15 protein-coding genes and 1 tRNA gene are annotated in these 13,758 nt (G+C 52.4%); 14 read left to right on the top strand and 2 right to left on the bottom strand.

Annotated elements, in window-relative coordinates; translation table 11 throughout:
* Nucleotides 1-17 precede the first annotated feature (17 nt).
* The 5 genes from whiA to KNP95_RS02455 all read left to right on the top strand — a co-directional run bounded on the left by whiA (nt 18) and on the right by KNP95_RS02455 (nt 3,162).
* Entirely contained in the window at nt 18-971 is a 954-nt protein-coding gene (gene whiA, locus KNP95_RS02475; RefSeq protein ID WP_021065438.1) for a DNA-binding protein WhiA, read from the top strand.
* 87 nt (nt 972-1,058) lie between these two features.
* A complete protein-coding gene (locus tag KNP95_RS02470) occupies nt 1,059-1,295 on the top strand; it encodes a hypothetical protein (protein ID WP_021065439.1) in 237 nt (78 codons plus the stop codon).
* A 95-nt stretch (nt 1,296-1,390) separates the two neighbouring features.
* Nucleotides 1,391-1,906, top strand: a complete 516-nt coding sequence (locus tag KNP95_RS02465; RefSeq protein ID WP_021065440.1) for a DUF2179 domain-containing protein — start codon at nt 1,391-1,393, stop codon at nt 1,904-1,906.
* A 62-nt stretch (nt 1,907-1,968) separates the two neighbouring features.
* Nucleotides 1,969-2,409: a hypothetical protein gene (locus KNP95_RS02460; RefSeq protein ID WP_214835263.1), complete on the top strand. Its 441-nt coding sequence runs from the start codon at nt 1,969-1,971 to the stop codon at nt 2,407-2,409.
* Nucleotides 2,410-2,466: 57 nt separating this feature from the next.
* On the top strand, nt 2,467-3,162 hold the full coding sequence (locus tag KNP95_RS02455) for a MerR family transcriptional regulator (protein ID WP_214801319.1): 696 nt from the start codon (nt 2,467-2,469) through the stop codon (nt 3,160-3,162).
* 42 nt (nt 3,163-3,204) lie between these two features.
* Here KNP95_RS02455 and clpP read toward each other — a convergent pair whose 3' ends face one another.
* Both clpP and KNP95_RS02445 read right to left on the bottom strand, forming a co-directional pair.
* Nucleotides 3,205-3,780, bottom strand: a complete 576-nt coding sequence (gene clpP, locus KNP95_RS02450; RefSeq protein ID WP_021065442.1) for an ATP-dependent Clp endopeptidase proteolytic subunit ClpP — start codon at nt 3,778-3,780, stop codon at nt 3,205-3,207.
* A gap of 151 nt (nt 3,781-3,931) precedes the next feature.
* Nucleotides 3,932-4,004: transfer RNA gene (locus tag KNP95_RS02445), tRNA-Arg, on the bottom strand.
* Between the two features lie 122 nt (nt 4,005-4,126).
* Here KNP95_RS02445 and KNP95_RS02440 point away from each other — a divergent pair.
* From KNP95_RS02440 to KNP95_RS02400, 9 genes are all read left to right on the top strand, one after another.
* The gene (locus tag KNP95_RS02440; protein WP_214835262.1) at nt 4,127-5,269 is read left to right on the top strand and encodes an RNA polymerase factor sigma-54; all 1,143 of its coding nucleotides are present in this window, start codon (nt 4,127-4,129) and stop codon (nt 5,267-5,269) included.
* 1 nt (nt 5,270) lies between these two features.
* Complete coding sequence (locus KNP95_RS02435) at nt 5,271-5,528, top strand: glutaredoxin family protein (protein ID WP_021065444.1); 258 nt, start codon at nt 5,271-5,273, stop codon at nt 5,526-5,528.
* 109 nt (nt 5,529-5,637) lie between these two features.
* Nucleotides 5,638-6,666: a sugar-binding transcriptional regulator gene (locus tag KNP95_RS02430; RefSeq protein WP_021065445.1), complete on the top strand. Its 1,029-nt coding sequence runs from the start codon at nt 5,638-5,640 to the stop codon at nt 6,664-6,666.
* Between the two features lie 59 nt (nt 6,667-6,725).
* Nucleotides 6,726-7,733, top strand: a complete 1,008-nt coding sequence (gene gap / locus KNP95_RS02425) for a type I glyceraldehyde-3-phosphate dehydrogenase (protein ID WP_214717731.1) — start codon at nt 6,726-6,728, stop codon at nt 7,731-7,733.
* A 98-nt stretch (nt 7,734-7,831) separates the two neighbouring features.
* Nucleotides 7,832-9,016: a phosphoglycerate kinase gene (locus KNP95_RS02420; RefSeq protein WP_058764124.1), complete on the top strand. Its 1,185-nt coding sequence runs from the start codon at nt 7,832-7,834 to the stop codon at nt 9,014-9,016.
* A gap of 18 nt (nt 9,017-9,034) precedes the next feature.
* Nucleotides 9,035-9,787 carry a triose-phosphate isomerase gene (tpiA, locus tag KNP95_RS02415; RefSeq protein WP_131437841.1) on the top strand — a complete coding sequence of 251 codons (753 nt, stop codon included), beginning with the start codon at nt 9,035-9,037 and terminating at the stop codon, nt 9,785-9,787.
* Nucleotides 9,788-11,326, top strand: coding sequence for a 2,3-bisphosphoglycerate-independent phosphoglycerate mutase (gene gpmI / locus KNP95_RS02410; RefSeq protein WP_214835261.1), 1,539 nt, complete (start codon nt 9,788-9,790; stop codon nt 11,324-11,326).
* A gap of 38 nt (nt 11,327-11,364) precedes the next feature.
* Complete coding sequence (eno, locus tag KNP95_RS02405; RefSeq protein WP_021065450.1) at nt 11,365-12,657, top strand: phosphopyruvate hydratase; 1,293 nt, start codon at nt 11,365-11,367, stop codon at nt 12,655-12,657.
* 259 nt (nt 12,658-12,916) lie between these two features.
* Nucleotides 12,917-13,714 carry a phosphotransferase gene (locus tag KNP95_RS02400; RefSeq protein WP_214835260.1) on the top strand — a complete coding sequence of 266 codons (798 nt, stop codon included), beginning with the start codon at nt 12,917-12,919 and terminating at the stop codon, nt 13,712-13,714.
* Nucleotides 13,715-13,758: the final 44 nt, after the last annotated feature.

The following is a 13,758-nucleotide window of genomic DNA, read 5'->3' as shown; positions in this document are numbered from 1 at the left end:
GAAAGGAGGGGACTGACATGAGCTTTGCCTCTGACGTCAAAAAAGAACTGACGCAACTCGTTGTGACCGATGCCGAGGCGAAAGCGGAACTGTCCGCGCTCGTCCGGATGAACGGGGTCATCTCGCTCGCCTTAGGGCGGGGGATGACGCTCGACGTCTCGACCGAGAACGCCGCCATCGCACGCCGAATCTATTCCCTCATGAAACGGCTGTACGACCATCATCTCGATTTGTTCGTACGGAAGAAAATGCGGTTGAAGAAGAACAACGTCTATATCGTCCGGGTCGCCCAGCGCGCCGAGACGATGTTGAAGGACCTCGAGATTCTCGGGGAGAACTACGAGATGATTCGGACGCTCAACTCGGATATGACGCGCGACGAGAATCTGGCCCGGGCGTATTTGCGCGGGGCGTTCCTCGCCGGCGGGTCGATCAATCATCCGAAGACGTCATCGTATCACCTCGAGGTGTACAGCCTGTACGAGAACCATAACCAGGCGCTCCGCGACCTCGCCAACCGCTTCGGCTTGAACGCGAAGACGCTCGAGCGGAAGAAAGGACATATCCTCTACATCAAAGAGAGCGAGAAAATCTCGGACTTCCTGAAACTCGTCGGCGCAACGCGCGGCATGCTCGACTTCGAGGATGCACGCATCATCAAGGACATGCGCAACTCGGTCAACCGGCTCGTCAACTGTGAGACGGCGAACTTGAACAAGACCGTCGGGGCGGCACTCCGCCAAGTCGAGAACATCAAGTTCCTCGAGCGCACGGTCGGACTCGAAATCTTACCGGTCAAACTCCGGGAAATCGCCGAACTCCGAGTCACTCATCAAGACGTCTCGCTCCAAGAACTCGGCGAGATGCTCGAGACGGGACCAATCTCTAAGTCAGGAATCAACCACCGGCTCCGTAAAATCGACCAGATCGCGGACAAGGTGCGCAACGGTGAAGAAATCAGCTCATCGTGACGTTGGTTGCGCCAAAACCATTCTTCCTATATAATTAGCAATTGTGTATAGGACTTTAGAAATGTAACTTAAAGGAGCTTCATGATTATGTCGAATGCAAAGAAAAGAATCTCGCTCACGATTGACGCTGACTTAGACCAGGTCATCACGGAGCGTGCGAAACAAATCGGAATCCCGAAAAGTGCCCTCGTCACGTTCGCGACAAGCCTCTTCCTCAACCAATTACGGGCCGAAGAAGTATTGTCAGGCGACACGAATGCCATCTATCAGGTCATCCGTAAAGACTATGAACTGCTCACGAGCGTTGATAACTTAGACAAATAATTGCGAAAGGCTGACTCCGGTCAGCCTTTTTTGGTTGCATCCCGCCCTGAAATTTGGAATAGTGGTTATATTGAATTCGAATGGAGGTCGTTCCAATGGGGCAAATCTTGCTCATCCTAGTATTACAACTCGTCTATGTACCGGTGCTGACGCTTCGTACCATCATGCTCGTCAAAGGAAAAACGATGATTGCGGGGCTGTTCGGTACGCTTGAGACGCTTATCTATATCTTCGCGCTCGGCATCGTGTTCCAAGATTTGACGACGCTCGGGATGATCGTCTATGCGGTCGGCTTCGGGCTTGGGATTCTCGTCGGCGGTTACGTCGAGCGGAAGCTTGCGATCGGCTACAACATGATTCAAGTGCATACGCAAGAGTTCCCGGCCGAGCTCATCCAGAAGATGCGTGACAGCGGCTACGGGGTGACGCACTACCAAGGTCAGGGACGTGACGGCATCCGCTATCGTCTCGATGTCTTGGCAGCGCGGACACGGATGAAAGATTTGCGCCAAATGGTCGAGGAGTATGAACCGAAAGCGTTCCTCGTTGCTTTCGATCCAATCGACTTCAAAGGCGGCTATATGATGAAAGGGCTCCGACGCCCGAAATGAACAGGACGACTCACGGAAGTGGGTCGTTTTTTCGTGGAACGGGGAATAGACGTACAAAGGGGATGAGCGGGTTGAGACGAAAAGGATTATGGATTGTCGTGATTGGGTTGCTCGTGGTCGGCGGGATGTTATACGCCACCTCGTTTTGGAAGTCGGGGACGTCGGTCAAACCACCGCTCCCGACGGTCCGGGTCGGAACCGTGACCGCGGAAGTGAAACAGTCAACATTCTGTTGGTCGGATGGGGGCGAGGCGGTATGCGAGGACCATGCTCTGCCGGAGGCGGATGACCTACAGCTCGTGCCGGTCGAAGCGGGTGCCGAGATTGATGTCGAGTTCCATGCCGAGCCGTCGAACGCCTCGTTCCATCAACTCGTCGATGGGGAACTTGTCCCGGCTGAACCGGTCGTGCCAGACGAGCCGGGCGTTTATGTATTCGAGACGGGCGGGGATTGGCCGCAAGGCGATAGCCGCTATGTATTCGGGGTCGAGGTCAAAGAATAAAGATGTTGACCTGTCCGCTACGGCCGGCTTTATGATAAACGAGAAGGGGGGACGCCAATGATTCAAATCGGAAAAGTGGTCCATCTAACGGGGTTGTCCACTAAAGCAATAAAATGGTATGAAGCAAAAGGACTTGTCCAACCGACTCGTTTAGAGAATCAGTATCGGTTATACGGGATGGAAGAAATAAGGCGCCTGAACGAAATCAAGTTACTACGTCAAATGGGCATCTCACTCGAACAAATTCAAGCGGCAGAAAGTGTGAGCGGGTTACTCGACAGCAGACTTGACGAGGTTCAACGTGAGATCGAGGCGTTGCGACAAGTCGAGCAACAAATTAAATGGATGCAAACAGGGGGAGATTCAATGAAAGTACGTTATGAGAAGTGGGACCAACCGAAAATCGTAAACGGCTATGTATCCGAACTCACCAAAATCCCATTCGTTTGGGAAAAACTGCAAACAGAGCTGACAACAGACGAATCATATGGCGTCTGTTTAGCGAAAGAAGAAGCCTATTTAGCAGGGATGACTAATCCTGTGACAGGTGAAGACGGAAGACAGGTTGAACTGTCGGCAGGACGGTATCTTGTCGCCACGGTCGAAGGGGGAATTCCAGCCATCCCTACGACATATAATCAACTTCTAGCATTGCCGGATGTAACGTTGCGAGATGCACTCGATTTTGAGCGCTATATTCATGGGCAAGACGGAGCCGACGACTTGATTGAAATTTGGTTGCCCGTCCAATAACAAAGAAGTGCCTTTCCCGAAGTCGGGAAAGGCACTTTTGGATTAACGCGTCATGACTTTGTCGATGAGACCGTAGTCTTTCGCTTGTTCAGCTGACATGAAGTAGTCGCGCTCTGTGTCGCGCTCGATGACTTCAAGCGGCTGGCCAGTGTTGTCGGCCATGATTTGGTTTAATTTCTCACGCATCTTGATGATGCGCTCGGCATGGATTTTGATATCCGATGCTTGACCTTGCGTACCGCCGAGCGGTTGGTGAATCATGATCTCTGCGTTTGGAAGCGCGAAGCGTTTGCCTTGTTCACCGGCTTGAAGCAAGAAGGCACCCATCGATGCGGCCATTCCGATACAAATCGTCGACACGTTCGGCTTGATGAAGTTCATCGTGTCATAAATCGCCATTCCGGAAGTGATCGAACCACCCGGGCTGTTGATGTAAAGTGAGATGTCCTTATCTGGGTCCTCGGCTGCAAGGAAGAGAAGCTGGGCGACAATCGAGTTTGCGACGTTGTCGTCGATTGCACTTCCGAGCAAGATGATGCGGTCCTTGAGCAAGCGTGAGTAAATATCGTACGCGCGTTCCCCGCGACCTGTTTGTTCGATAACTGTTGGAATTAACATTGAATCTGCCTCCTTTATGTAGGTTGTAAACATATCATACCGCTATAGTCAATGTTGGTCAAACGATAGTCATCGTTTTTGACCTATTCCACGGTTTGACGATTCTAAAACGACAAAAGAGGCCAGGCATATGCCTGACCTCTTGCTATGATACACCCGGAGAGATTCGAACTCCCGACACCTGGCACCGGAAACCAGTGCTCTATCCCCTGAGCTACGGGTGCATGTTCTCTGACACGATTTATTATACATTTGTTTTTTTAAAAAAGCAATCCTGTTCGGCTCACTTTTTTTGAGCGCGATTTCCCGCTGTTCGATACAATAGGAAGCGAGAGGGGTGTGACCGATGCAACGGCAAGAACAGCAACAACTTCAGACACAACAGCTGACCCAGGACATGGTCCGGCGGCTGCCGATTCTCGAGGCGGACCGGACCGCGATCGCCTTTCAGCTCGGCCGGTTGGCTCGACGCAATCCATGTATCGCCACGGGGAGCGGTGCGGTCGAATGGGTGGCCGATACGGCGCGTGGGTTCGAGGAGCGATTGTTCGAGCAAATCGAGGAAGGGAGCGGGACCGAGGCCCAGCGTGCGCTCCAGAAACGGCTCGTCCTCGCGCTCGACCATCGCGGTCTACTACCGGAGAGCGACTTCGTGCTCGCCCATCGTTTCGAGGTCGATGTGGCGGACATTGAGGCGGCGCGCCAGGCGCTCTTGTTTCTAGAACCGACAGGGATCGGGGCAAAGAATGAGCACGACTGCCAATACCGGCATGCGATTGAACATGACGACCCACTCGTCTTGGACGTGTTCGAGGCGCTCGACGCGAACCTTGATGACATCCCGGGACGACTCGACATCTCGGTTGCCGAGTACGAACGAGTGACGCGTATCGTGGCAACGCTCCCGAAGACGCCATTATTATATGAAGGAACCGAACACGTCGTCCCGGAACTTGAAGTCGTCCGTCATGACGGAGAGCTCGTGACGACATGGTTCAGCCCGACGCTCGACGCGGCTCGGATCGGAGACGATCGCGAGGCGAAATGGTGGCATGAGACGCTCGAGATGCGGAACGCGACGCTTCGATTGGTATGGGCCGTCATCGCCGAACGGCAACGCGATTGGTTGGACGGGAAGCTCGTCTTGCACCCGTTGACGCGAAAAGAAGTCGCCGAACAAATCGGCAAGCACGAGTCGACCGTCGGCCGGGCGATTCAAGGCAAGTACGTGACGACCGAGGGCGGCGTGATGGCGTGGCGTCACTTTTTCGTCCGAGCCTCGCACGGGCAATCGCCGTTCATGGTGAAGAAGGCGCTCGCCGAACTGATTCAACAAGAGACGTCGCCGCTGAGCGATGCCGCACTCATGCGCGAGCTGGACCGGCTCGGCTATACGGTGACACGACGGACCGTGGCGAACTATCGGGAGGCGCTCGGTTTTGGAAACTCGCGGGAGCGGGAACGACAACTATGGAAAGGAGGGGACTGACATGGTCCTGACGTTATACCGCCGCGCCAACTGTTCGCTCTGCGAGGAGGCGCTCGTCATGCTCGAATGGCTCATGGAAGACTATCCGTTCGAGCTCGAGCAGATCGACATCACCGGCAACGAAGAACTCGAGGCGAAATACTTGTTTGAGATCCCTGTCGTCTTACACGAGGGACGTGTCATTAGTCAAGGTCGATACGATGACAGTAAAGTTGAAGATTTTGTTAAGTATACGCTTACATCGAAAAAAAACGTTTGAAGGGGTTGCAAGACGGAAAGGTGATTGATAAGATGAAGTCGTAGCGGTGGGACGCAAATATAAAAGTGGGACAAAAATTGTCCATGCTTTAAGTCGAGGGGGAATGAGTATGATCCAGCAGCTGATTCAAGTTCAGAAGCAAATCGTTCCCGACATGCTCGATACGCTCCGACATCGTTACGATATCTTACATTATGTCCGTTTGATGCAGCCGATCGGCCGCAGGACATTGGCCACAAGCCTCGGGCTGACGGAACGAATCCTAAGACGAGAAGTCGACTTCTTGAAAGACCAAGGTCTATTGATGGTCGCTACTCAAGGTATTTCCCTTACGGAATCGGGCCGAAACGTTCTCCGGGACTTGCACGAGGTCATGGGAGAGATCCTAGGCATCTCGGAAGTCGCACGAGAACTCGAGCGCAAACTAGGCGTTCGCCAAGTCGTCATCGTACCTGGTGATTCCGACGAGACGTTCTGGGTCCAGCGAGATATCGGTCGGGCCGCCGTCACGCAACTGAAAGCGAGACTGGCACCGGACGACAATATCATCGCGGTCACAGGCGGGACGACGATGGCATCGGTTGCGGCCATGATGTCGCCCGATAAAAAAGAACGGCCGATGCATTTCGTGCCGGCACGCGGCGGACTCGGAGAGACGCTCGAGTTACAGGCGAACACCGTCTGTTCTCGGATGGCCGACCGGGCCCATGCCGACTATCATTTACTCCACATTCCGGACGAGGTTTCGCAAGAGACATTCGAGCGGATGGTGGAGGAACCTAGCATTAAAAATGTACTGGAAATGATTAGAGCGGCGCGAATTGTGGTACATGGAATTGGTGAGGCGGAAACGATGGCGAAACGCCGTCACGCGTCACCAGAGCATTTGCGGATGATCGAACGGCACGATGCCGTCGCTGAAGCGTTCGGATATTATTTCAACGCGGAAGGTGAAATCGTGCACCGGGTCAAGACGGTCGGGATCCAATTGGAGGAGCTCGACGACATGGACACCGTCATCGCTGTCGCCGGAGGAAAGTCGAAGGCACAGGCGATCGCCGCATATGCGAAACACACGCCGAACATCATCCTCGTCACAGACGAAGGTGCGGCGACAGAATTATTAACTCGTTATTAAAGAGTTGACCCCCGTTGGCTCTTCAATAAATAGCTTCTACCCTAAGGAGGAAATTAACTATGGCAGTAAAAGTTGGTATTAACGGATTTGGACGTATTGGTCGTTTGGCATTCCGCGAGATCATCAAAAACGAAGGAATCGAAGTTGTTGCAATCAACGACTTGACTGACACAAAGATGCTTGCTCACCTTCTCAAGTACGACACGACTCAAGGTCGTTTCGACGGAGACGTTGAAGTACACGACGATCACTTCCTCGTGAACGGCGAGAAAGTCATCACACTTGCTAACCGTAACCCAGAAGAACTTCCATGGGGCGAGCTCGGTGTTGACATCGTACTCGAATGTACTGGATTCTTCACAGACAAAGAAAAAGCGGAGCTTCACTTGAAAGCTGGCGCGAAAAAAGTTGTCATCTCGGCTCCAGCTACAGGTGATATGAAGACTGTCGTTTATAACACAAACCACGACATCCTCGATGGTACAGAGACAGTAATCTCTGGTGCTTCATGTACGACAAACTGCTTGGCGCCAATGGCTAAAGTTCTCCAAGATCAGTTCGGAATCGTTGAAGGTCTCATGACAACGATCCACGCTTACACAGGCGACCAAAACACGCTTGACGCTCCACACCCGAAAGGCGACTTCCGTCGTGCGCGTGCGGCAGCAGCGAACATCGTACCGAACACAACTGGTGCGGCTAAAGCGATCGGCCTCGTTATCCCAGAACTTCAAGGTAAACTTGACGGTGCGGCACAACGTGTACCAGTTGCTACAGGTTCACTCACAGAGCTCGTAACAGTTCTTGAGAAAACTGTATCTGTTGACGAAATCAACGCAGCAATGAAAGCAGCAGCGAACGAGTCTTACGGTTACACTGAAGACGAAATCGTATCTTCTGACATCGTCGGAATCACTTACGGTTCACTCTTCGATGCTACGCAAACTAAAGTAATGACAGTTGGCGACAAGCAACTCGTTAAGACAGTTTCTTGGTACGACAACGAAATGTCTTACACTGCACAATTGGTTCGCACACTCAAGCACTTCGCTGAAATCGCGAAGTAAGTTCGTGAACTAAATAGAATCAAATAGGAGCGGAAACAAGAGATTGTTCTCCGCTCTATTTATGAAATTGACACGCACGACATATGGAGGCGAAGGTTATGAACAAACAGTCTATTCGTGACATCGATGTAAAAGGGAAACGCGTCTTTTGCCGCGTTGACTTCAACGTTCCACTCAAAGATGGCGTCATTCAAGATGAAACGCGGATTCAAGCGGCACTCCCAACGATCAAGCACTTGATCGACGGCGGCGCGAAAGTCATTTTGGCGAGCCACCTCGGCCGTCCAAAAGGCGAGAAGAACCTCGAGTTCTCACTCGCACCGGTCGCTACACGTCTCGCTGAACTTCTCGGCAAAGAAGTACCCCTCGTCGAAGAGGCGTACGGTCCAGTCGCAGAAGAAGCCGTTTCAAAACTTGGTGAAGGTGACGTCGTCGTTCTCGAGAACGTCCGTTTCTACCCTGGTGAAACGAAAAACGATCCAGAACTCGCGAAAGGTTTCGCGGCACTCGCTGATATCTTCGTCAACGACGCGTTCGGTGCGGCTCACCGTGCCCACGCTTCGACAGAAGGCATCGCGCACCACGTCGACCACGCGGTTGCTGGTTTCTTGATGGAGAAAGAACTTGAAGTCCTCGGCAAGGCACTCTCGAATCCTGACCGTCCGTTCACGGCGATTATCGGCGGATCGAAAGTTGCTGACAAGATTGGGGTCATCGACCACCTTCTTGACATCGTGGATACACTCATCATCGGTGGCGGTCTCTCGTACACGTTCTCGAAAGCACTCGGGCACGAAGTAGGGACATCACTCCTTGAAGAAGACAAGCTCGACCTCGCTCGTCAGTTCATGAAAAAAGCAGAAGACAAAGGCGTGAAATTCCTGATGCCAGTCGACTGTGTCATCACGAAAGAATTCGGCGAAGAGACATACGTCGGACCAGTCGATATCGACTCGATCCCAGCGGATCACATGGGTCTTGATATCGGACCGAAGACAGTCGAACTTTACGCGGCAGCGATTCGCGAATCGAAACTTGTCGTTTGGAACGGACCGATGGGCGTATTCGAACTTGATAAGTACGCCAACGGAACGAAAGGTGTCGCTCAAGCACTTGCAGATAGCGATGCATATTCAATCATCGGTGGTGGGGATTCAGCGGCAGCAGCAGCCAAGTTTGGCCTTGCTGACCAAATGAGCCACATTTCAACTGGTGGCGGCGCTTCACTCGAATTCATGGAAGGCAAGAAACTTCCAGGCGTCGAAGCGTTGAACGACAAGTAAAACAGAGGAGGGTTATCGATGCGTAAACCGATTATTGCAGGTAACTGGAAAATGAACAAAACACTCTCGGAAGCCGTCGCTTTCGTAGAGGAAGTTAAAAACAATATCCCGTCAACGGACAAAGTTGACGCGGCGATTGGTGCACCAGCAGTATTCTTGGCCCCAATGGTAGAAGCGGCTAAAGGATCGAACTTGAAACTCAGTGCACAAAACATGTACGACAAAGACAGCGGGGCATACACAGGCGAAATCAGCCCGGCCATGGTCGCTGACCTCGGCGTGACATATGTCATCCTTGGACACTCAGAGCGTCGCGAATACTTCGGCGAATCAGATGCGTTCATCAACAGCAAAACGAAAAAAGCGTTCGAACACGGTCTTACGCCAATCGTTTGTGTCGGTGAGACATTGGAAGAGCGTGAAGGCGGCAAGTTCGAAGACGTCATCAAGACGCAAGTCGAAGGTGGCCTCGCGGACCTCTCTGCTGACCAAGTCAAACAACTCGTCATCGCGTACGAGCCAGTTTGGGCAATCGGCACTGGTAAATCAGCGGACGAAGCAGACGCGCAAAGCTCATGCAAATATGTTCGTGACGTGGTAAAAGGTCTTTACGGTGAAGACGTGGCGGCTGCGGTTCGCATCCAATACGGCGGTTCTGTAAAACCTGAGAACATCAAGGAGTATATGGCACAAGAAGACATCGACGGCGCGCTCGTCGGCGGTGCTTCACTTGAAGCTGCTTCGTTCCTCAAGTTGTTGGAGGCGATTTAAATGGCAAGACCAGTCGCCCTCATCATCTTAGATGGTTTTGGAATGCGGAACGAGACGTTCGGTAACGCGGTCGCTGCGGCGAACAAACCGAACTTCGACCGCTTCTGGGAGCAGTATCCACATACGCTCTTGAACGCGAAAGGCGAGTACGTCGGCCTTCCGGAAGGACAGATGGGGAACTCGGAAGTCGGTCACTTGAATATCGGTGCCGGCCGGGTCGTCTATCAGTCACTTTCACGCGTCAACAACGCCATCAAAGACCGTTCACTCTTCGACCGCCAAGCGATGAATCACTTGGCCGGACATGTGAAGAAGTATGACTCGAGTCTCCACATCATGGGACTCGTCTCAGACGGTGGGATTCACTCACACATCAATCACATGTACGCCATCGTCGAGTTCGCGAAACTCCACGGCATCGAAAAAGTTTACATTCACGCTTTCACGGACGGCCGTGACTGTGATCCGAAATCAGGCGCTGGCTTCCTCGAACAGACGGAAGCGAAGCTCGCTGAACTCGGACTCGGTCAAGTCGCTAGCGTGTCTGGACGTTACTATGCCATGGACCGCGACAACCGTTGGGAACGCGTCGAGAAAGTATACGACGTGCTCGTCAACGCGAAAGGCGAAGTCGGTACGAATGCAGTCGACGTTCTTAAACAGTCGTATGCAGACGGCTTGACGGATGAATTCGTCTTACCGACGGTCATCGAGAAAGACGGTCAACCGATTGCGACGATTAAAGACAACGACGCAATCATGTTCTTCAACTTCCGTCCGGACCGGGCGATTGAACTGGCGAAAGTGTTCAAAGAGAAGACCGGCTTCAAAGGCTTCGAACTTTCGAGCGCACATCCAGAGAACATCTTGCTCGTCTCGATGACGAAATTCTCGGATGAAATCGACACGGACATCGTCTTCCCACCAGAAGATTTGAAAAACACGCTCGGTGAGACTCTCGCCGCGCAAGGGTACAAACAGCTCCGCGCTGCGGAAACTGAGAAATACCCGCACGTCACGTTCTTCTTGAACGGACAACAAGAAACACCGTTCGAAGGTGAAGATCGTTTCCTCGTACCGTCACCGAAAGTGGCGACGTACGACTTGAAGCCGGAAATGAGCGCATACGAGCTCACGGAAGGTCTTCTCGAACGCATCGAATCGGACACGTATGACGCGTATATCATCAACTACGCGAACCCGGACATGGTCGGCCATTCCGGTATGCTCGAACCGACGAAGAAAGCTGTCGAAGTCGTCGACGAATGCCTCGGTAAAGTAGTGGACGCACTCATTGCCAAAGGTGGCGCGGCGATCATCACGGCGGACCACGGGAACGCTGACCTTGTCACGAACCCGGACGGCTCACCGATGACGGCTCACACGACGGAACCAGTACCATGTATCGTCACGAAAGAAGGGGTAGAACTGAAACCAGTTCTCCAAGGCGCTTTGTGCGACCTCGCCCCGACGCTCCTTCACCTTCTCGGTGGAGAGCAACCGGCTGAAATGACCGGTACATCAATCGTCACGAAGTAACTCAAAAAAACTTTCCAAACAAAAAGGAGCGAATTTTCATGTCAATGATTACAGAAATTTACGCACGCGAGATTTTGGATTCACGCGGTAACCCAACAATCGAAGTAGAAGTCTTCACAGAAGACGGCGGTTTCGGCCGTGCCCTCGTCCCTTCAGGCGCATCTACTGGTGAGCACGAAGCAGTAGAACTCCGTGATGGCGACAAGTCACGTTACCTTGGTAAAGGCGTACTTAAAGCCGTTGCTAACGTAAACGACACAATCGCACCAGAACTCATCGGCTACGATGTATTCGATCAAAACGCACTCGATAAGAAAATGATCGAGCTCGACGGTACGAAAAACAAAGGTAAACTCGGCGCAAACGCGATCCTTGGTGTCTCTATGGCAGCAGCACACGCAGCAGCAGACGAGCTCGGCCTTCCACTTTACACGTACCTCGGTGGATTCAACGCGAAGACGCTTCCAACTCCAATGATGAACATCATCAACGGTGGTTCGCACGCTGACAACAACGTTGACTTCCAAGAGTTCATGATCATGCCTGTTGGCGCGCCAACGTTCCGCGAAGCGCTCCGCATGGGTGCAGAAGTATTCCACGCCCTCAAATCAGTTCTTTCTGGTATGGGTCTTAACACAGCTGTCGGTGACGAAGGTGGTTTCGCACCAAACCTTAAGTCTAACGAAGAAGCGATCACAGTTATCCTTGAAGCGATCGAAAAAGCTGGTTACAAAGCTGGCGAAGACATCTACCTCGCAATGGACGTTGCATCTTCTGAGTTCTACGACAAGTCAACTGGCAAGTACGAACTCGCTGGCGAAGGCAAGTCAATGACAACTGCTGAGCTCGTAGACTTCTACGCTGAGCTCGTAAGCAAGTACCCAATCATCTCAATCGAAGACGGTTGCGACGAAAACGACTGGGACGGCTTCAAATTGCTCACTGACAAAATCGGTGACAAAGTTCAGCTCGTTGGGGATGACCTCTTCGTAACGAACACTGAGAAACTTGCTGAAGGTATCGAAAAAGGAATCTCGAACTCGATCCTCATCAAAGTTAACCAAATCGGTACGCTCACAGAAACATTCGACGCGATCGAAATGGCTAAAAAAGCTGGTTACACAGCTGTTATCTCACACCGTTCTGGTGAAACAGAAGATGCGACTATCGCGGACATCGCTGTTGCGACAAACGCTGGTCAAATCAAAACTGGTTCGCTCTCGCGTACAGACCGTATCGCGAAGTACAACCAACTTCTCCGCATCGAAGACATGCTCGGCGATGTAGCGAAATACGACGGTATCAAGTCGTTCTACAACCTCAAAAAATAATTGATTGTTTTCAGGTCCGCCTTGTGCGGGCCTGTTTTTTTGTGGCTAAACTCGTCTTTGCGGCACCGATACTTTCTGCAGGCAATCCACGGAGCCTCCTCGCACTTCGTGCTTGCGGGGTCTCCGCGCGATTGCTTTCCTGCAAGAGTCACGGTGCCGCTTGGACGGGCGCGAACGCTCTGTGTCGAGTCTCCTCGTCATCGACACTTCGTCCTGCTGTATACTGAATATGGTATAGATAAAGAGTAGGGGGAGTTACATGGACCAATCGCATGAACAAGAAAAAAGGTTGAGTGGCGGGAACGTGTCGACCGTCTATAAAAAGGGGAATCATGTCTATCGGACGTTGAAAGACGGCAGTGCGAACGTCCATTGGTTGTTAAAACATTTGGAAGCGAATGGGGTAGCAGGTGTTCCGCGATTTGTCGGGATGGATGATCAGGGCAGGGAGATTTTGACGTATCTCGAAGGGGAGACGGCCGATTATCCGTTGAAAGCCTACATGTGGTCAGATGAGGCGATTCAAGACGCCGCTCGGCTGATGCGCCGGCTGCATGACGCGACAGCGGATGTCGAGTGGCCGTCTGACTGGCAACCACTCGACAATACGCCAGAACCGTTTGACGTCATCTGCCATAACGACTTCGCCGTCTACAATACGATTTTCCATGACGAGAAAGTGGCAGGGGTCATCGACTTTGATTTGGCGGCGCCCGGACCACGAGCCTGGGATGTCGTGTATGCCCTTTATACGTTCGTCCCGCTCAGCCGGCGTCACCAAGCCGAGTCGGGTGAAGTCGTTCACTATGAGGCGAAGCGCGATGACGTGACGTACAAACGACGAGTCGCTCTCTTCTTGGAAGCATACGGATTGGAAGGGTCGACAGCAGAGTTGCTGACGATGTTACTGTTACGAATCGATGCGCTTTGTCGATTGATGAAACGGAAAGCGGCAGAAGGGGATGCGGCGTTCCAACACATGATCGATGAAGGGCACTATGACCATTATCAAGAAGAGTACCGGTTCATCGAGGTGCATGGACGGAAGTGGTTCTAAGAAAGGTTTTAGACGAACGCTTGTCGAGTGCTCATTCCGGGAAT

It is taken from the genome of Exiguobacterium sp. s36, from assembly GCF_018618345.1.
Classification (GTDB): domain Bacteria; phylum Bacillota; class Bacilli; order Exiguobacteriales; family Exiguobacteriaceae; genus Exiguobacterium; species Exiguobacterium chiriqhucha.
The sequence above is the reverse complement of the archived record's forward strand: the minus strand, read 5'-3'. Positions and strand labels throughout refer to the sequence as shown.

What these genes read in the sequence shown, in the direction of transcription:
- whiA (WP_021065438.1), top strand. Translation starts at nt 18, where the DNA reads ATGAGCTTTGCCTCTGACGTCAAAAAAGAACTGACGCAACTCGTTGTG.
- KNP95_RS02470 (WP_021065439.1), top strand. Translation starts at nt 1,059, where the DNA reads ATGTCGAATGCAAAGAAAAGAATCTCGCTCACGATTGACGCTGACTTA.
- KNP95_RS02465 (WP_021065440.1), top strand. Translation starts at nt 1,391, where the DNA reads ATGGGGCAAATCTTGCTCATCCTAGTATTACAACTCGTCTATGTACCG.
- KNP95_RS02460 (WP_214835263.1), top strand. Translation starts at nt 1,969, where the DNA reads ATGAGCGGGTTGAGACGAAAAGGATTATGGATTGTCGTGATTGGGTTG.
- KNP95_RS02455 (WP_214801319.1), top strand. Translation starts at nt 2,467, where the DNA reads ATGATTCAAATCGGAAAAGTGGTCCATCTAACGGGGTTGTCCACTAAA.
- clpP (WP_021065442.1), bottom strand. Translation starts at nt 3,780, where the DNA reads ATGTTAATTCCAACAGTTATCGAACAAACAGGTCGCGGGGAACGCGCG.
- KNP95_RS02440 (WP_214835262.1), top strand. Translation starts at nt 4,127, where the DNA reads ATGCAACGGCAAGAACAGCAACAACTTCAGACACAACAGCTGACCCAG.
- KNP95_RS02435 (WP_021065444.1), top strand. Translation starts at nt 5,271, where the DNA reads ATGGTCCTGACGTTATACCGCCGCGCCAACTGTTCGCTCTGCGAGGAG.
- KNP95_RS02430 (WP_021065445.1), top strand. Translation starts at nt 5,638, where the DNA reads ATGATCCAGCAGCTGATTCAAGTTCAGAAGCAAATCGTTCCCGACATG.
- gap (WP_214717731.1), top strand. Translation starts at nt 6,726, where the DNA reads ATGGCAGTAAAAGTTGGTATTAACGGATTTGGACGTATTGGTCGTTTG.
- KNP95_RS02420 (WP_058764124.1), top strand. Translation starts at nt 7,832, where the DNA reads ATGAACAAACAGTCTATTCGTGACATCGATGTAAAAGGGAAACGCGTC.
- tpiA (WP_131437841.1), top strand. Translation starts at nt 9,035, where the DNA reads ATGCGTAAACCGATTATTGCAGGTAACTGGAAAATGAACAAAACACTC.
- gpmI (WP_214835261.1), top strand. Translation starts at nt 9,788, where the DNA reads ATGGCAAGACCAGTCGCCCTCATCATCTTAGATGGTTTTGGAATGCGG.
- eno (WP_021065450.1), top strand. Translation starts at nt 11,365, where the DNA reads ATGTCAATGATTACAGAAATTTACGCACGCGAGATTTTGGATTCACGC.
- KNP95_RS02400 (WP_214835260.1), top strand. Translation starts at nt 12,917, where the DNA reads ATGGACCAATCGCATGAACAAGAAAAAAGGTTGAGTGGCGGGAACGTG.